Consider the following 17,703-nt stretch of genomic DNA (forward strand, 5'->3'; position numbering starts at 1 on the left):
CCGGAGGCGAACCCGTACGGCCGCACGATCCACTTCGGCATCCGCGAGCACTCCATGGCCGCGGAGATGAACGGCATCGCGCTCCACGGCAACACGCGCGTCTACGGCGGCACCTTCCTGGTGTTCTCCGACTACATGCGCAACTCGGTCCGTCTGTCGGCGCTGATGCACCTGCCGGTGACGTACGTGTGGACGCACGACTCCGTCGGTCTCGGCGAGGACGGCCCCACCCACCAGCCGGTCGAGCACCTCGCCTCGCTCCGTGCCATCCCCGGCCTCAACATCGTCCGTCCCGCGGACGCCAACGAGACGGCCATCGCCTGGCGCGAGATCCTCAAGCGCTACACCAAGGTGTTCGGCGAGGGCGCCCCGCACGGTCTCGCGCTCACCCGTCAGGGCGTGCCGACGTACGAGGCGAACGAGGACGCGGCCAAGGGCGGCTACGTGCTGTTCGAGGCCGAGGGCGGCGCGCCCGAGGTCATCCTCATCGGCACCGGCTCCGAGGTGCACGTGGCCGTCGAGGCGCGTGAGCGGCTCCAGGCCGAGGGCATCCCCACGCGGGTCGTCTCCATGCCGTGTGTGGAGTGGTTCGACGAGCAGGACCAGGGGTACCGGGACAGCGTCCTGCCGCCGTCGGTGAAGGCCCGTGTCTCGGTCGAGGCCGGTATCGGTCTCACCTGGCACCGCTTCGTCGGGGACGCCGGACGCATTGTTTCGCTGGAGCACTTCGGTGCTTCGGCCGACGGCAAGGTGCTCTTCCGCGAATTCGGTTTCACTGCCGAGAACGTCGCGGAAACCGCCCGGGAATCGATCGCCGCAGCCCAGCGCTGACGCTGACATACGACACGTAGGAGATGCAATTTCCATGACAGACGCACTCAAGCGCCTCTCCGAGGAAGGCGTCGCGATCTGGCTGGACGACCTGTCGCGCAAGCGGATCACGTCCGGCAATCTTGCCGAGCTGATCGACCAGCAGCACGTCGTGGGCGTCACCACCAACCCGTCGATCTTCCAGAAGGCGATCAGCAGCGGAGACGGCTACGAGCAGCAGGTTTCCGAGCTCGCTGCCCGCAAGGTCACCGTCGACGAGGCCCTGCGCATGATCACCACGGCGGACGTGCGCGACGCCGCCGACATCCTGCGGCCCGTCTTCGACGCCACGGAGGGCCAGGACGGCCGCGTGTCGATCGAGGTCGACCCGCGTCTGGCGCACAACACCACGGCGACGATCGCCGAGGCCAAGCAGCTCGCCTGGCTGGTGGACCGCCCCAACACCCTCATCAAGATCCCGGCCACCAAGGCGGGTCTGCCGGCGATCACCGAGGTCATCGGCCTCGGCATCAGCGTCAACGTCACGCTGATCTTCTCGCTGGAGCGCTACCGCGAGGTCATGGAGGCCTACGTCGCCGGCCTGGAGAAGGCCAAGGAGCGCGGCCTGGACCTCTCGAAGATCCACTCCGTGGCGTCCTTCTTCGTGTCCCGTGTGGACACCGAGATCGACAAGCGGCTCGACGCGCTCGGCACCCCCGAGGCCAAGGCCGCCCGCGGCAAGGCGGGCGTCGCCAACGCCCGGCTCGCCTACGAGGCGTACGAGGAGGTCTTCTCCACCGACCGCTGGTCCGTCCTCGACCGGGCGCAGGCCAACAAGCAGCGCCCGCTGTGGGCCTCGACCGGCGTCAAGGACCCGGCGTACAAGGACACCCTGTACGTCGACGAGCTGGTCGCGCCGAACACGGTGAACACCATGCCGGAGGCCACGCTGGAGGCCACCGAGGACCACGGGCAGATCACCGGCAACGCCATCGCCGGTACGTACGAGCAGTCCCGTGCCGAGCTCGACGCCGTCGAGAAGCTCGGGATCGCCTACGACGACGTGGTCCAGCTCCTCGAGGACGAGGGCGTCGAGAAGTTCGCGTCCTCCTGGAACGACCTGCTCAAGTCGACCGAGGCGGAGCTTCAGCGCCTCGCCCCTTCGGAGGGCTGAAACCTTGTCGAGCAGCAACCCGCTGCGTGACCCCGCAGACCGACGGCTCCCGCGTATCGCGGGGCCGTCGGGCCTGGTCATCTTCGGCGTCACGGGCGATTTGTCACGTAAAAAGCTGATGCCCGCGGTGTACGACCTCGCCAACCGGGGTCTCCTTCCGCCGGGCTTCTCACTCGTCGGGTTCGCCCGCCGCGAGTGGGCCCACGAGGACTTCGCCCAGGAGGTCCACGACGCGGTCAAGGAGCATGCCCGCACGCCCTTCCGCGAGGAGGTCTGGCAGCAGCTCGTCCAGGGCATGCGCTTCGTCCAGGGCACCTTCGACGACGACGACGCCTTCGACCGGCTTCGTTCCACCATCGAGGAGCTGGACAAGGCCCAGGGCACGGGCGGCAACTTCGCCTTCTACCTGTCCGTGCCGCCGTCGGCGTTCCCGGTGGTGATCCAGCAGCTCAAGAAGCACAAGCTGGCGGACCAGTCGGACGGCTCCTGGCGCCGCGCGGTCATCGAGAAGCCCTTCGGCCACGACCTCAAGTCGGCCGAGGAGCTCAACGCGATCGTGCACGAGGTCTTCGCCCCGGACCAGGTCTTCCGCATCGACCACTACCTGGGCAAGGAGACGGTCCAGAACATCCTGGCGCTGCGCTTCGCCAACACGATGTTCGAGCCGATCTGGAACCGGTCGTTCGTCGACCACGTGCAGATCACGATGGCCGAGGACATCGGCATCGGCGGCCGGGCCGGCTACTACGACGGCATCGGCGCCGCCCGTGACGTCATCCAGAACCACCTGCTCCAGCTCATGGCGCTGACCGCCATGGAGGAGCCCTCCTCCTTCGACGCGGACGCGCTCGCCGCGGAGAAGACCAAGGTGCTCGGCGCGACCAGGCTGCCGAAGGACCTCGCCGCCAGCACGGTCCGCGGACAGTACGCGGAGGGGTGGCAGGGCGGCGAGAAGGTCGTCGGCTACCTCCAGGAGGACGGTATCGACCCCAAGTCGAAGACCGACACCTTCGCCGCGATCAAGGTGGAGGTGGACAACCGCCGCTGGGCGGGCGTCCCGTTCTACCTGCGCACCGGCAAGCGACTCGGCCGCCGCGTCACCGAGATCGCGGTCGTCTTCCAGCGCGCCCCGCACTCCCCCTTCGACCACACGGCGACGGAGGAGCTGGGCCAGAACGCGATCGTCTTCCGCGTCCAGCCCGACGAGGGCGTCACGGTCCGCTTCGGTTCCAAGGTGCCCGGCACCTCCATGGAGATCCGGGACGTCTCGATGGACTTCGCGTACGGCGAGTCGTTCACCGAGTCCAGCCCGGAGGCGTACGAGCGTCTGATCCTCGACGTGCTGCTCGGTGACTCGAACCTCTTCCCGCGCACCGAGGAGGTCGAGCTGTCCTGGAAGATCCTCGACCCGATCGAGCAGCACTGGGACCAGCACGGCAAGCCCGCGCAGTACCCCTCGGGCACCTGGGGACCCGTCGAGGCCGACGAAATGCTCGAACGAGACGGACGGAGCTGGCGTCGCCCATGAAGACCGATCTCACGGACACCACGGCCAGCAAGGTCAACAAGGCCCTCGTCCAGGGCCGCCGCGCCATCGGCACGCCCGCCGTCGGCATGGTGCTCACCCTCGTCATCGTCACCGACGAGGAGAACGCGTACGACGCCCTGAAGGCCGCCAACGAGGCCTCGCGCGAGCACCCCTCACGCACCCTCGTGGTCATCAAGCGCGTCTCCCGCTCACCCCGCGACCGCACGACGTCGCGCCTCGACGCCGAGGTGCGGCTCGGGGCGGAGGCCGGCACCGGCGAGACGGTGGTGCTGCGTCTGTACGGCGAGGTCATCAACCACGCCCAGTCGGTCGTCCTGCCGCTGCTGCTGCCGGACGCGCCCGTCGTCGTCTGGTGGCCGGTGAACGCGCCGCTCGACCCGGCGAAGGACCCGCTCGGCGCCCTCGCACAGCGCCGGGTGACCGACACCTACGCCGCCGAGGCCCCGGTACGGGAGCTCGACGCCCGCGCCGCGGCCTACACCCCGGGCGACACGGACCTGTCGTGGACCCGCATCACGCCCTGGCGTTCGATGCTGGCCGCGGCCCTGGACCAGGTCGCCTGCGACGTGGACGCGGTCGAGGTGGAGGGCGAGGAGTTCAACCCGAGCTGCGAGCTGCTCGCCATGTGGCTCGCGGACCGGCTGGAGGTCCCCGTCAAGCGGTCGCTGTCCTCGGGCCCCGGTCTGACCGCGGTCCGGCTGGACACGAGCTGCGGCCCGATCGTCCTGGACCGCGCCGACGGCACCCTCGCCACGCTGTCCATCCAGGGGCAGCCCGACCGCGCGGTGGCGCTCAAGCGCCGGGACACGGCCGAGCTGATGGCGGAGGAGCTGCGCCGTCTCGACCCGGACGACACCTACGCGTCGGCGCTGCGCTTCGGCGTGGACCGGCTGAACGCGGCGGCGGACACCGCGGGGGCCGGTTCCCCGGGCGGGACCGCGACGGCCACGAAGGCGGCCCCGGCCGCCAAGGACTCCCCCGCGGGGGTGGCCGAGACGCTCGCCAAGAAGGCGGCGGGCAAGGCGGCCGCCGAGTGAACACTCCGCAGCTCGTCGTCCACCGCGACAAGGACCTGATGGCCCAGGCCGCGGCGGCCCGGCTGATCACGAAGATCGTGGACGCGCAGGCCTCGCGCGGCTCCGCCTCGATCGTGCTCACCGGCGGGCGCAACGGCAACGGGCTCCTCGCGGCCCTCGCGTCCGCGCCCGCCCGGGACGCGATCGACTGGGCGCGTCTCGACCTGTGGTGGGGCGACGAGCGGTACCTCCCCGAGGGCGACCCCGACCGCAACGACACGCAGGCCCGCGCGGCCCTGCTCGACGCGGTGCCGCTGGACCCGGCGCGGGTGCACGCGATGCCCGCGTCCGACGGTCCGTACGGCGCCGACGTGGAGGCGGCGGCGGAGTCGTACGCGGCGGAGCTCGCGAAGGCCGCCGGGCCGGAGAACCACGGCCCGGTCCCGGCCTTCGACGTCCTCATGCTGGGCGTCGGTCCCGACACCCACGTGGCCTCGCTCTTCCCGGAGCTGCCCGCGGTGCGGGAGACGGAGCGGACGGTGGTCGGCGTGCACGGCGCGCCCAAGCCGCCGCCGACCCGGATCTCGCTGACCCTGCCCGCGATCCGCTCGGCCCGCGAGGTGTGGCTGCTCGCGGCCGGCGAGGACAAGGCGGAGGCGGCGGCCATCGCCCTCTCCGGCGCGGGCGAGATCCAGGCCCCGGCCGCCGGGGCGTACGGCCGCTCACGCACCCTGTGGCTCCTGGACGCCCCGGCGGCGTCCCAACTGCCACGCTCGCTGTATCCACCGGCTTCCGCGTGAGCGTTGCCTGACCGTGAACGCCGGAAAAGCTGAAGTTCAGCTTCTCCGGCGTTCACGGTTCGGGACCGGCGCCGGGAGTCAGGGCCCGGAGCCGGACTCCGAGAACGGGCCTCGCGAGCCGGTACGGCGCGCGAGGGCCCGCCTCACTTCACCGACCCCGCCATCACCCCCTGGACAAAGTGCCGCTGGAAGGCGAAGAAGACCGCCACCGGGACCACCAGGGACAGGAACGCTCCTGGGGCGAGCACGTCGATATTGCTGCCGAACTGCCGTATCTGTGACTGGAGTTCGACGGTCAGCGGCTGTGCGGAGCTGTCGGCGAAGAGCAGGGCGACCAGCATGTCGTTCCAGACCCAGAGGAACTGGAAGATGGCGAGACTGGCGATGGCCGGCCGACCGACCGGCAGGACCAGCCGGGTGAAGATGCGCCACTCGCTCCCCCCGTCCATGCGCGCCGCCTCCAGCATCTCCTTCGGCATCTCCGCGAAGTAGTTGCGCAACAGGAAGATCGCGAACGGCAGGCCGTAGGAGACGTGGAAGAGGACGACGCCGGGGATCGTGCCGAACAGGCCCAGCTGCCCGAAGAGTTTGGCCACCGGCAGCAGGCCGATCTGTACCGGCACCACAAGCAGCGCGACCACCAGCAGGAAGATCGCGTCTCGCCCCGGGAAGTCCAGCCACGCGAAGGCGTATCCGGCGAGCGCGGCGATGACGACGACGAGCACGGTCGCCGGGACGGAGATCAGGACGGTGTTCCAGAACGCCCGGGTCATCCCCTCATTGCCCAGCAGGGCGGAGTAGTTGTCGAAGGACAGCTGCCCCGGGCTCTTCAGTGCGGTCCACCAGCCGCCCTGCGCGGTGTCCTTGGCCGAGCGCAGCGAGGACAGGAACAGGCCCGCGAGCGGGGTGAGCCACATCAGGCCCACGACGACGAGGAACGCCTGCACCACACCGCTGCCGAGCCCTCGCCTGAGCGCGTTCATCGTCGACTCCCTAGGAAACGGCGGACGTTGAAGACCATCGCGGGAATCACCAGGAGCAGAAGCAGCACACCGAGCGCACTGCCGAGGCCCTGGTTGTTGCCGCCGCCGAACGACACCAGCCACATCTGCGTGGCCAGTACGGTGGCGTCCTCCTGCACCGGGCCCGGTGCGATGATGTAGACGAGGTCGAAGACCTTCATCACGTTGATGACGAGGGTCACGAAGACGACGGTCAGGACGGGCGCGAGCAGCGGGACGGTGATCCGGCGGAAGATCTGCCACTCGTTCGCCCCGTCCATCCGGGCCGCCTCCAGCGCGTCCCGGGGCAGCGCGGCGAGGCCCGCGCCGATCAGCACCATGGCGAAGCCGGTCCAGATCCACAGGTAGGCACCGATGACCGCGGGCGTGACGAGCGCGGGTCCCAGCCAGGAGACGCCCTCGTACGGCGGGGCGAAGTTCGACGCGGGCAGCCGCAAGGTGTACGGGCCCGATCCGAGGTGCTGGAAGCGGAAGGAGCCGTCGGCCGCGGTGGTGGCGCTCGCGACCGCGTGGCCGTCGCGCACCGCCTCGACCGTCATCTCAGGCAGTCCGCTCTCCTTCCGGTCGGCCTTGCCCTGTTCCCCTCCACCCCCGCGGGTGAAGTCCAGATAGACGGCACCGCGCAGTTCGCCGGGCGCGGCCTGGCGCCGGGCGGCGGCGTACGCGGGCCGCGCGCCCCGCGGCAGGTCCTTGGGGAGTACGCCGACCAGGCCGAGGGCGACGGTGTGACCCGGTGACACGGAGGCGGTCGTACGGTACGAGCCGTCGGCTCCCTTGGCCAGGCCCTGGCCGTCGCGGGCGCGCGCGGTCGGGTAGGCCGAGGTTCCCGTGAAGGCGTCGTGCACGGAGACGACGGCGGCGTTCAGTACGCCCTTGTCGGGGTCCTCGTCGTAGGCGAGCCGGAAGATGATGCCCGCGGCGAGGAAGGAGACCGCCATCGGCATGAAGAGCAGCAGCTTGAACGCCGTGGCCCAGCGCACCTTCTCGACGAGAACGGCGAGGACGAGGCCGAGGCCGGTGAGCAGGGTCGGTGCGACGACCACCCAGATCGCGGTGTTGCGGACGGCCTTGATCGTGGCGGGGTCGCGGAACATCTCGGTGTAGTTGTCGCCGCCCACGAACCGTGTGCCGGAGGCGTCGAAGAAGCTGCGGCCCACGGAGAACAGCACGGGGTAGACGACGAGCGCGCCGAGCAGGAGCAGGGCGGGGAGGACGAAGGCGAGGGCGACGGCCCGGCCGCGGCGCCGGGCCCGCCGCCGACGGTCGGCCAGTGTGACCGGCGGCGGGCTCGCCTCCTTCAGGAGCGTTGCGGTCATGTGCGATCAGCCCTTGTATGCCTTGGCCGCCGCGCTCTCCAGCCGGGCCGCGGTCCCCTTCGGGTCGGACGGGTCGCGCAGGAAGTCCTGGAGGATCTTCCACTCACCGGCACCCTTGGTACCGCCGAACGCGGCCGGGGCCTGGTCGGACATGTCGAACCGGACCGAATCCCCGGCCGCGACCAGGGACTTGGCGGTCTCCCGGGTGACGTCGTCGCCGTAGGAGGCGAGGTCGAGCTTCTTGTTCGGGGACAGGAAGCCGCCCGCCCCGGCCCAGACGGCGGACGCCTCAGGGGTCGTGAGGTACTCCAGGAACCGCATGGCGGCCTTCTGGTTCTTGCCGTCCTTGAGGACGACGGCCGCGTCGCCGCCGCTGACCACGGGGGCCTTGCCGCCGGTGACCGCCGGGAAGGGGAAGAAGTTCGCGTCCTCGCCGATCTTCCTGCCGAACTGGTCCTTGGCGACCCCGGCGACGAAGTCGCCCTCGTAGACCATGCCGGCCTCGGGCTTGGGCCCGAAGACCTTCTCGACGGAGCCCGGGAAGTCGGTGTTCAGGGCCTCCTTCTGACCCCCGGCCACCAGTTGCTTGTCCTTGAAGAGCTTGCCGAGGGTGGTGAGGGCCTTGACCACCGTCGGGTCGGTCCACTTGATCCGGTGGGCGGCCAGGGCGTCGTACTTCTCGGGCCCGGCCTGGGAGAGGTAGACGTTCTCGAACCAGTCGGTGAGCGTCCAGCCGTCCTGTCCGGCGACGGAGAAGGCGGCGAGACCCGACTCGGAGACCGTGTGCCCTGCCTTCAGCATCGCGTCGTAGGTGGTCGGCGGCTTGACGCCGGCCTGGTCGAGGGCGTCGGGGCTGTACCAGACGGTCGACTTGTGGGCGGCCTTGAAGTACAGCCCGTACAGCGTGCCGTCGACGCTGCCGTAGTCCTTCCACACGCTCGCATAGTTGGCGTCGACTGCCGCTCCTGTGGTCTTGGACAGCGGCTTGAGCCAGCCCTGCTTCGCGAACTGCTGGAGCACACCGACCTGCGGGACCATCACCACCTCGGGGGCCTTGCCGCCCTCGATCTTGCTGCCGATGACGGTGGAGACGTTGTCGCCGGTGGAGACGAACTGCGTCTTGGCGCCGGTCTTCTCGGTGAAGGCGTCCAGCACCTTCTGGAAGTTCTTCTGCTCGCTGCCGGACCAGACACCGGCCACGGTGATCGTCTGGCCGTCGAGCGCCTTGTCGCCGCCGCCCGCGGAGACGGGGGCGCCTCCGCAGGCGGTCGCGCCGAGCGCCAGGGCGAGTGCGGTGCAGCCGGCGAGCAGGGTGGTACGTCGTCGCATCATCGTTGATGTCCCTTCGGGGAAATGAGAGGTGACGGAGCGTCAAGCGGTGTTGGCCGAGGAGCGGTGGCCTTGGAGGAGAAGGCCGAAAGGGGCTCGTGGGGACGAACCCCGTCGGAGGGCTCAGGGATTGGTGGAGTCGCTGATCCACCAGGCGGCAGTCGAACCGGGCAGGACGCCGGGCGCGCAGGGACCGCTGGAGAGCAGCGGGGTCCCGGAGACCGGCGCGGGCGTCGGTGCGGCACCGAAGTTGACCGCGCACACCAGGCCGTCGCCCCGGACGAAGCCGAGGACACCGGGCGGGGTGTCCAGCCAGCGCAGCTCGCCCTCCCCCAGCTGGGGCAGCCGGGAGCGCAGTTGGAGTCCGTCGCGGTAGAGGTGCCAGAAGGAGCGGGTATCGGCGAGGGCACGGTCGGTGGCGTACTCGGCGAAGTAGGCCGGCTGCGGCAGCCACGGCTTGGCGCTCTCCGCACCCGAGGTGAAGCCGAACGGCGAGGCGTGCCCCGACCACGGCAGCGGAACCCGGCAGCCGTCGCGGATGCGGGCACGGCTTCCGGTGCGGCGGAATATGGGGTCGGTGAGCACGTCGTCGGGGAGGTCGACGACCTCGGGGAGCCCGAGTTCCTCGCCCTGGTAGATGTACGCGGCTCCGGGCAGCGCCAGCATCAGCAGCGCGGCGGCACGGGCGCGGGCGGCACCCAGACCGCTGCCCTCGGTGCCCAGTTCGCCGTAGCGGGTGACCGTGCGCACCTGATCGTGGTTGTTGAGCACCCAGGTGACCGTCGAGCCGGTGCCGGCGATGTCCTGCATGGCTTCGGAGATGACCTTGCGGAACGAGTCGGCGTTCCAGGGGGCGCTCAGCAGGTCGAAGAAGAATGCCTGGTGGAGCTCGTCGTGGCGTACGTACCGGGCGTGTTCGCGGGCAGTCGGGACGGAGACCTCGCCGACGAGCAGTCGCTCCCGGCCGTCCTCGGCGGTGTATTCCTCGCACAGCGACCGCCAGCGGCGCCAGACGTCGTGCACCTCCGGCTGGTTCCAGGCGAGCGGGTTGACCGAGTCGCGGGTACGGGCGTCGGCCTCGGGGTCGGGCGAGTCCGGCAGATCGGGGTGCTTGTAGAGCCCGGCGGCCACGTCGATGCGGAAGCCGTCGACGCCCCGGTCGAGCCAGAAGCGCAGTACGTGGTCGAAGTGGCCGCCGACCTCGGGGTTGCGCCAGTTCAGGTCGGGCTGTTCCGGCGTGAACATGTGCAGGTACCACTGGCCCGGGGTGCCGTCCTGCTCGGTGACCCTGCTCCAGGCGGGGCCGCCGAACATGGCGTGCCAGTTGTTGGGCGGTTCCGCGCCGTCCGGACCCCGGCCGTCGGCGAAGTGGAAGCGGGCGCGGGCCGTGCCGCCGGGCGCCGATTCCAGCGCCTCGCGGAACCACGGGTGCTCGCTGGAGCAGTGGTTGGGGACGATGTCCAGGAGCACCCGGACGCTGAGGCGCCGGGCGTCCGTCATCAGCAGGTCGAACTCGGCGAGGTCGCCGAAGAGCGGGTCCACGTCGCAGTGGTCGGCCACGTCGTAGCCGTGGTCGTGCTGCGGCGAGGGGTAGAAGGGGCTCAGCCAGATGCCGTCGACCCCGAGCTTCTTCAGATAAGGCAGTCCGGTCCGGACGCCGGCGAGATCGCCGACGCCGTCCCCGGTGCTGTCCAGAAAGCTCCGGACGTACACCTGGTAGATCACTGCGTCGCGCCACCAGCGGTGCGTGTTGAGCGTCACCCGTTGACCTGTCTGTGCGTGCCTTCAGTTATGCATGCATGTTAAGTAGGCGTGTCACAGGGGTGTCAACGAGTAGACAGAAGGAAACAGAAGTTGGGTCCGCTATATGAGCATTTTTCATCCCTGCTAGCCCGAGATGAGATGCTCGCGTTACCTAACATGAAACTAGGAAGGTCACCGGAATGCGACGACGGAGAGGGGGCTCAGCCCCGGCGCGAGATGTCGGCCAGCTCGCGCGCCAGCCGGCGCACGGCGGCCTCGGGCGTCTGGTGCCCGGTCATCGCGTCGTGCACCACCGCCTGCACCGCGAGGCTCACCTGGTCGTAGCGGGGGCTCTTGGGGCGCGGCGCCGCGGCGAGCACACCGGCGCGCAGCGTCGGCAGGTAGGGGAACGCGCGGATCAGTTCGGGGTCCTGGTAGAGCGCGTCCCGTACGGGCGGCAGCGCTCCTTTGGTGAGGACCTGGCGCTGGACCCGCTCGCTCGTCAGGTACGCGATCAGACGCGCGGCGGATTCGGGGTGCCGGGCTCGCGCGTTGACGGCGAGGTTGGACCCGCCGAGCACGCTGGTCCCCGGCCCGTCGCGGCCTGGCAGCGGAACCGCGCCGATCTTTCCGGCGACGGCCGATCCCGGGGCGGAGGCGCTGACATAGGCGTAGGGCCAGTTGCGCAGGAAGAGAAGACGGCCGTCCTGAAATGCCTGTTTGGACTCCTGCTCCTTGTACGTCAGCGCCTTCTTCGGGATCCAGCCGTCGCGTACGCCGTCGGCGAGGAAACCGATGCCCTCGCGGGCCGCGGCGGAGTCCACCGTCACGCGTTCGCCCTCGTCACCGAGGATCGTGCCGCCCGCCGAGTAGACCGCCTCGGCGGCGTTCACCGTGAGGCCCTCGTAGGGCAGGAACTGGCCCGCATAGCCGTCGAGTCCGTACTTCGGGGCGATCGTCCTCGCCTGTTTCTCCAGCTCGGCCCAGGTGCGCGGCGGCGCGACACCCTCCTTGGCCAGGATGTCCTTGCGGTAGAGAAGCAGTCCGGCGTTGGTGACGTACGGGACGGCGTACAGCCTCCCGTCGTACCTCGCGGTCTCCACCACCGGCCGCAGGAAGCCGTCGAGCGGGAAGCGGTCGCGGGGCAACGGGGAGATCCAGCCCGCGGCGGCGAACTCCGAGGTCCACGCGACATCGATGTTGAGGACGTCGAAGCGGCTCCGGTCGCCGCCGCGCAGATCGGTGGTCATCTGCGCGTGGGTCTCGTCAGCGGAATCGGGGAGTTCGACGAGGGTGACCTTCTCGCCGGGGTGCGCGCGGTTCCAGCCGTCGAGGAGCGGCCCGAGATAGTTGGTGAGGTCACCGGCGGTGGCCAGCGTCAGCGGACCGCGTCCGTTCCCGCGCGCCCCGTCGGCGGGCGTGCCCGAGGCGACGTAACCGGACAGGACCACCGCAACGACCAGGAGGCCCCTACCGGCGGCACGTATCCACCGCATAGGTTCCTCCCTGTGCACCGGCACCGGGCCTCTTCGCCCGGAGTCAGAGGCCATGTATACCTGTTAGGTATGGGCGATACTAGGGCCTGCGGCACATTGACCTCCGGCTCATAGGCGTTCGGCACATGGGCCCTCAGCACATGAAGAGCATGCCCTGAGCAGCAGGGGCGCCCCGCGGGCGAACCGGGAACAAGAGAGCGAAAGAGGGGGAGGAGAGCACGAGTGCGGCTGCCCCTCCTGGCCCTGCTGGCGCGCGGACCGGCCCATGGCTACGAGCTCAAGCAGGACCTTGAGCAACTGCTGGGCTCCGCGTACCCTCAGCCGAACGTCGGCCAGATCTACGTGACGCTCGGCCGCCTCGAGAAGTCTGGACTGATCGAGGGCGAGGAAGTCGAGCAGTCGAGCCGGCCCAACAAGAAGATCTATCACCTCACCGACGCCGGGCGTGAGGCGCTGCGCGCCTGGTACGAGGAGACGGCGGACGAACCGCGGGTACGGGACGAGTTCTTCATGAAGCTCGCACTCGCACCGCGGACCGGTCTGGCCGAGCAGATCGCCCTGATCAACAAGCAACGGCGCCAGTACTTGAACACCATGCGTGAACTGTCGAGGCTCGCCGCGACCGAGAACCGGGACAACCGCGTCTCCCAGCTGCTCATCGAGGGCGCCATGCTGCATCTGCAGGCCGATCTCGACTGGCTGGAGCGCTGCCAGGAGGAGTTGGAGGAGCAGGGATGAGCCGCACCCCTCCCACGCCGCGCGCCGAGAACCCGCCACCGCGACCCGAGAGCCCGGAGCCACCGCCCGAGCGCGCTGCGCCGCATGCGGAGATCTCGCCGGCGCGTGCCGGGGAAGCCCCCGTGCTGCGCGCGGAGAACCTGGTCAAGACCCACTACGGCGAAGGCGCGCCCGCCCATGCCGTGCGCGGCGTCGACCTGTCCGTACGACGGGGCGAGTTCGTGGCGGTCACCGGCCCCTCCGGCGCAGGGAAGTCGACCCTGCTGCATCTGCTCGGCGGGCTTCAGCGGCCCGATTCCGGCAGCATCTGGCTGGACGGCGACTGCACGGACGGATACGGCGAAGCCCGCTGGGCGGTCGAGCGCCGACGCCGTATCGGCATCGTGTTCCAGTTCTTCAACCTGGTGTCGAACCTGTCGGTCGCCGACAACGTCGAACTGCCCGCCCTGCTCGCCGGGGTCTCTCCCAGGCGGGCGCGCGCCGAGCGGCAACAGTTGCTCTCCGAGCTGGGCCTCCAGGGCAAGGAGCGCAGCATGCCGGGCGAGCTGTCCGGCGGTGAGCAGCAGCGCGTCGCGCTCGCCAGGGCCTTGGTCAACCATCCGCCCCTGCTGCTCGCCGACGAGCCCGCGGGGAGCCTCGACAGCAAGGGCACCCGCGAGGTGACCCGGCTGCTGTCCCGGTTCCACCAGCGCGGCCAGACGATCCTGCTGGTCACCCACGACGCGCGGCTCGCGAGCGCCGCGGACCGGGTGATCAGCTTCTTCGACGGCCGGATCGCCGACGACGCGGAACTCGACGGCACGCCGTCGCGGGGCATGGGGATATCCGGCGTACTCGAACTGAGGGACTGAACCGGCATGCGTGCCACGTTGCGCTGGGCGCACGCCGATCTGCGCACCCACCGGGGCGAGGCGCTGTTCATCGTGCTGGCCACCGCCGGCATCGTCACCTCACTGCTGCTGGCCACCGCGCTCTTCGGCTACGCGACCAACCCCTGGCAGCGGGTCTTCACCCAGTCGCACGGCGCGCACGTGTGGATCCACACCGGACCGTCCGCGGACACGCGCAGACTCGCCGACGTGGACGCGGTGGAGTCCTTCGCGGGCCCCTACCCCACAGCCGCGACGGCCGTCGAGTCCCGGGGAACCCGCGCGGCGGTCGAACTGCGCGGCGCCACCGAGCAGCCCTCCACCGGACGCCCGCTGCTCGTCTCCGGACGCTGGCTCGACCCCACCGAGGCGGACGGCGTGGTGCTGGAGAGCAGCCTCGCCCGGTCCCTGTGGGCCGAACCGGGCGACACCCTCACCGTGCCCGGCACCGCCCGGACTCTGACCGTGCTGGGCGTCGCCGACAGCGCCGAGCCCCGCTACAGCCCGGGCGAGCGGTCCGGCCTGGTGTGGGCGCTCCCGACCGCGGTGCGGGCCACCGCCGGGCGCGCCGGACAGGTGATCGGGCTGCGGCTGACCGATCCCGGCGACACGGACTACGCCGTCCAGCGGGCCGTCACCCTCCTCGGCGCCGGAGCGGTCACCGAGGTCTCCCCCTGGCAACAGGCGCGGGCCGAGGCGCAGGGCGACAACCGGCTGCTCGGGCAGGTGCTCGGCCTGTTCGGTCTGGGCGCGCTGGTCGCCGCCGGGCTCGCCGTGCACGGCGCGATCGGCACCCGTATCCGTGGCCATCTGCGGGACATCTCGGTGCTCAAGGCGATCGGCTTCACGCCGGGCCAGGTGGTACGGATCTTCCTGCTTCAGCACGTGGCGTTCGCGCTGCTGGGAGCCGTGCTCGCGGGCGCGCTCACCCAGGCGCTGGGCGGCCGCGTGCCGGGACGCCTCGGGGACGCGGTCGGTGTGTGGCAGGGGCTTCCGGGACACACCGCGGCACTCTTCTCGGTGCCCGTGGCCGTGGTGCTCTTCATCGCCGCGACGACCGGGCTCGCCGCGTGGCGCGCCGGACGGGTGTCGCCGGTGCCGGGGCTCCGCGCCGCGGCGCAGCGCGGCGGTGGGCTGCCTCGTGCGGCGCGCGGCGCGCTGGGGCTGCGGATACCGTCCGCGCTGGTCCTGGGTTGGCACAAGGCGTTCACGCGCCGGCCGCGCTCGCTGGCCACGATCGCCCGCCTCGCGCTGCCCCTGCTGCTGATCGTGGTGGCCATGAGCGCCTGGACGACCATCGACCGCTTCCACAGCCAGCCCGAGCAGCTGGGTCTCGCGGCCGCGCTCACCGTCCGCCCGGACGGCGGTCTGAGCGATGCGGGCGTACGCGCCCTGCTCGACCGGAACCACCAGGTCACCGACGTCCACCCGGGTATCCAGGTACCGGCCCTGGTCCCCGGCCAGACCGGCACGATTGCCCTGCGCGGCCTCGGTACACGCCGGGACCCCTACCCGTTCTCGCTGGCCGAGGGCCGCGCCGCGAGCGGACCCGACGAGGCGGTGGCGGGGCAGGGACTGCTCGACCTGCTGGACGTGCGGGTCGGCGACTGGGTACGCGTGACCGTGGGCGCTCAGCCGCAGATCCTGCACATCGTGGGGCGGAGCATTGAGCCCGAGAACGGAGGCCGGGTCATCTCCACCTCGCTCGACACCCTCCGTGAGAACGACCCGGACCTCCGGCCGACCCTCTACCAGCTCCAGCTGCGCCCCGGGGCCGACCCGCACCGGGTCGCCGGCGAGCTGACGACGGCCTCGCACGGACGTTTCGACGTGCACGCCGTGACCAACCCGGCCGACGGGCTCTCACCGCTGCGCGGAGTCGTCGCGGGGCTGATCGCCGTACTGGCCCTGATCGGGCTGATCGAGCTGCTCACCGCGATCGGTGGCACGGTGCGCGAGGGCGAGCGGGATCTGCTGGCGCTGAAGGCGATCGGACTGACACCCCGGCAGATCACCGCGGTCACCGTGACGGCCACGGGGTGCACGGCCCTCGCGGCGGTCGTCGCCGGTACGGCTCTGGGGCTGCCGCTCGCGCACTGGCTGATCGATGCCCAGGGCAAGTCGAGCGGCATCGGCGCAGGCGTCGCACGAGGGCCGTCCGCCGCGCTTCTGCTGCTGTTCGGCGCGGCTGCCGTGCTGGGCGCCGCCGCACTCGCCACCGTGCCGGCCGCCCGGGCGGCCCGCCGGCGGCTGGCGGACACCCTGAGCGCGGCGGCCTGATCCCGGTCGGGTCCCGTACGGTCCCTGGCCCTACGGGTTCCGCCGGATGCCCGGCGCGGGCGGATTCCCCCGGGGGTGGGGGGCATACGGACCGCCCTGGGGATAGGGAGGATACGGGCCCGGCGGGCTGCCGTGGGGATACGGGGCGTGCGCGGTTCCTGGAGGGAAGGGGAACCCCGGCGGCGGGTACCCGGACGGCCCCGTGGGGCGCAGGACCGGCAGGATCGCGGGGTGCGTGCGCAGTCTGATCCCGTAGCGGCGGCGGAGCCGGTTCATCTCCAGGACGGCGATGCAGGTGACGGTCACCGGTGCGCCGAGGATGAAGACGATGCCCATCGTGAGGCTGAGCCCGTGCAGGTCACCGGTGACCAGGTCGGGAATGGCCATCAGCCAGGTCGTCACGGAGGCCAGCAGCGGCGGCAGACAGCGGTGCACGGCCGCGGAACCGAAATGGTTCCCGGACAGCTGCACCGCGCCATAGGCCACAACGCCGAGCAGCCAGAGCGCCACGAAGCCCAGCGGAACCAGCGCGGCACCTCCGACGGCGGTCGCCAGCTGCATGAGGAGCACGGCGACCACGGCCGTGCCGATGAAGAGCAGCAGCAGCTTGAGCGAGCCGAGAAGCGGGCGCCGCAGCTGCCGGACGGTCCCGGTGCGCCGCCACACGAAGAGCATCACGCCCACGGTCAGCGGCGTGATGAACAGCAGGACGACACCCGCCGTCAGGATGTTGCCCAGGATCTCCGTGGTGTCGAACTTGTGCTGCACGAAGGTGTAGACGCCGAACGCGGCGACCGCTCCGGCGACGACCCGTACGCGCTTGAGCCGCTCCACCGACGGATCGACGGGCTCCGGGATCCACGCCGGGTGGAACAGTGCCTTCGCCATCCGCTTCGGTCGCAGGAACGTCCGGAACGTCAGTCTGTCGCTCGTCCATCTCTCACGTGAACCGGCCAAGATCCGCTCCCCCGAACGCCATCGTGATCGTCAGGGATGTTACGGGAAGCGGGCGGACTCCCGCCGCCCGCTTCCCCTCATTCAGGCTCAACGACCGCGCAGCGTCCGGTACTTGGCGACCAGGGCCTTGGTCGACTCGTCCAGTCCGGGGACGTCGGCGCCCTCGGTCAGGGCGGGTTCGACGCGCTTGGCGAGCACCTTGCCGAGTTCGACGCCCCACTGGTCGAAGGAGTCGATGTTCCACACGGCGCCCTGGACGAACACCTTGTGCTCGTAGAGGGCGATCAACTGGCCCAGGACGGAAGGGGTCAGCTCTTTCGCCAGGATCGTGGTGGTGGGGTGGTTGCCCTGGAACGTCTTGTGCGGCACCAGCTCCTCGGGCACCCCCTCGGCGCGGACCTCGTCCGGGGTCTTGCCGAACGCCAGTGCCTGCGTCTGCGCGAAGAAGTTCGCCATCAGCAGGTCGTGCTGGGCGACCAGGCCCGGCAGCAGGTCGGCCACGGGCTCGGCGAAGCCGATGAAGTCGGCGGGGATCAGCTTCGTGCCCTGGTGGATCAACTGGTAGTAGGCGTGCTGGCCGTTGGTGCCGGGCGTGCCCCACACC

General features: G+C 70.6%; 14 protein-coding genes and 1 pseudogene. 8 read left to right on the forward strand and 7 right to left on the reverse strand.

The genetic code is table 11. The features are described 5' to 3' along the window. From ACWEBX_RS31930 to pgl, 5 genes are all read left to right on the forward strand, one after another. The coding region (locus ACWEBX_RS31930) for a transketolase-like TK C-terminal-containing protein (RefSeq protein WP_451888254.1) at nt 1–831 on the forward strand (831 nt) is incomplete at its 5' end. A 34-nt stretch (nt 832–865) separates the two neighbouring features. Continuing rightward, on the forward strand, nt 866–1,984 hold the full coding sequence (gene tal / locus ACWEBX_RS31935) for a transaldolase (RefSeq protein WP_451888255.1): 1,119 nt from the start codon (nt 866–868) through the stop codon (nt 1,982–1,984). A gap of 4 nt (nt 1,985–1,988) precedes the next feature. After that, nucleotides 1,989–3,512 carry a glucose-6-phosphate dehydrogenase gene (gene zwf / locus ACWEBX_RS31940; protein ID WP_451888256.1) on the forward strand — a complete coding sequence of 508 codons (1,524 nt, stop codon included), beginning with the start codon at nt 1,989–1,991 and terminating at the stop codon, nt 3,510–3,512. Next, nucleotides 3,509–4,570: a glucose-6-phosphate dehydrogenase assembly protein OpcA gene (gene opcA, locus ACWEBX_RS31945; RefSeq protein WP_451888257.1), complete on the forward strand. Its 1,062-nt coding sequence runs from the start codon at nt 3,509–3,511 to the stop codon at nt 4,568–4,570. Before zwf ends, opcA begins: the two co-directional genes overlap by 4 nt. Beyond that, nucleotides 4,567–5,349, forward strand: coding sequence for a 6-phosphogluconolactonase (gene pgl, locus ACWEBX_RS31950; RefSeq protein ID WP_451888258.1), 783 nt, complete (start codon nt 4,567–4,569; stop codon nt 5,347–5,349). The genes opcA and pgl overlap by 4 nt, the downstream gene beginning before the upstream one ends. Before the next feature lie 143 nt (nt 5,350–5,492). On the opposite strand, the gene ACWEBX_RS31955 is transcribed toward pgl, so the two are convergent. The 5 genes from ACWEBX_RS31955 to ACWEBX_RS31975 all read right to left on the reverse strand — a co-directional run bounded on the left by ACWEBX_RS31955 (nt 5,493) and on the right by ACWEBX_RS31975 (nt 12,255). Beyond that, a complete protein-coding gene (locus ACWEBX_RS31955) occupies nt 5,493–6,332 on the reverse strand; it encodes a carbohydrate ABC transporter permease (protein ID WP_451888259.1) in 840 nt (279 codons plus the stop codon). After that, complete coding sequence (locus ACWEBX_RS31960) at nt 6,329–7,687, reverse strand: ABC transporter permease subunit (protein WP_451888260.1); 1,359 nt, start codon at nt 7,685–7,687, stop codon at nt 6,329–6,331. The genes ACWEBX_RS31955 and ACWEBX_RS31960 overlap by 4 nt, the downstream gene beginning before the upstream one ends. A 6-nt stretch (nt 7,688–7,693) precedes the next feature. Beyond that, nucleotides 7,694–9,019 carry an ABC transporter substrate-binding protein gene (locus tag ACWEBX_RS31965; RefSeq protein WP_451888261.1) on the reverse strand — a complete coding sequence of 442 codons (1,326 nt, stop codon included), beginning with the start codon at nt 9,017–9,019 and terminating at the stop codon, nt 7,694–7,696. Between the two features lie 120 nt (nt 9,020–9,139). Beyond that, nucleotides 9,140–10,777, reverse strand: coding sequence for a glycoside hydrolase family 13 protein (locus tag ACWEBX_RS31970; protein ID WP_451888262.1), 1,638 nt, complete (start codon nt 10,775–10,777; stop codon nt 9,140–9,142). A gap of 203 nt (nt 10,778–10,980) precedes the next feature. Continuing rightward, nucleotides 10,981–12,255, reverse strand: coding sequence for an ABC transporter substrate-binding protein (locus tag ACWEBX_RS31975; protein ID WP_451888263.1), 1,275 nt, complete (start codon nt 12,253–12,255; stop codon nt 10,981–10,983). A gap of 222 nt (nt 12,256–12,477) precedes the next feature. Here ACWEBX_RS31975 and ACWEBX_RS31980 point away from each other — a divergent pair, with 222 nt between their 5' ends. Genes ACWEBX_RS31980 through ACWEBX_RS31990 form a run of 3 tightly spaced genes read left to right on the forward strand, consistent with a single transcriptional unit; the run spans nt 12,478 to nt 16,142 of the window. Beyond that, on the forward strand, nt 12,478–12,993 hold the full coding sequence (locus ACWEBX_RS31980) for a PadR family transcriptional regulator (protein ID WP_451888264.1): 516 nt from the start codon (nt 12,478–12,480) through the stop codon (nt 12,991–12,993). Next, the gene (locus ACWEBX_RS31985) at nt 12,990–13,844 is read left to right on the forward strand and encodes an ABC transporter ATP-binding protein (RefSeq protein WP_451888265.1); all 855 of its coding nucleotides are present in this window, start codon (nt 12,990–12,992) and stop codon (nt 13,842–13,844) included. Before ACWEBX_RS31980 ends, ACWEBX_RS31985 begins: the two co-directional genes overlap by 4 nt. A gap of 6 nt (nt 13,845–13,850) precedes the next feature. Beyond that, entirely contained in the window at nt 13,851–16,142 is a 2,292-nt protein-coding gene (locus tag ACWEBX_RS31990) for an ABC transporter permease (RefSeq protein ID WP_451888266.1), read from the forward strand. A gap of 30 nt (nt 16,143–16,172) precedes the next feature. Here ACWEBX_RS31990 and ACWEBX_RS31995 read toward each other — a convergent pair whose 3' ends face one another. Then, nucleotides 16,173–17,030 carry a hypothetical protein gene (locus ACWEBX_RS31995; protein ID WP_451888267.1) on the reverse strand — a complete coding sequence of 286 codons (858 nt, stop codon included), beginning with the start codon at nt 17,028–17,030 and terminating at the stop codon, nt 16,173–16,175. A gap of 156 nt (nt 17,031–17,186) precedes the next feature. Further along, nucleotides 17,187–17,703, reverse strand: a pseudogene (locus tag ACWEBX_RS32000) (glucose-6-phosphate isomerase); the annotation flags it as partial.

This window comes from Streptomyces sp. NPDC005070, assembly GCF_053600395.1.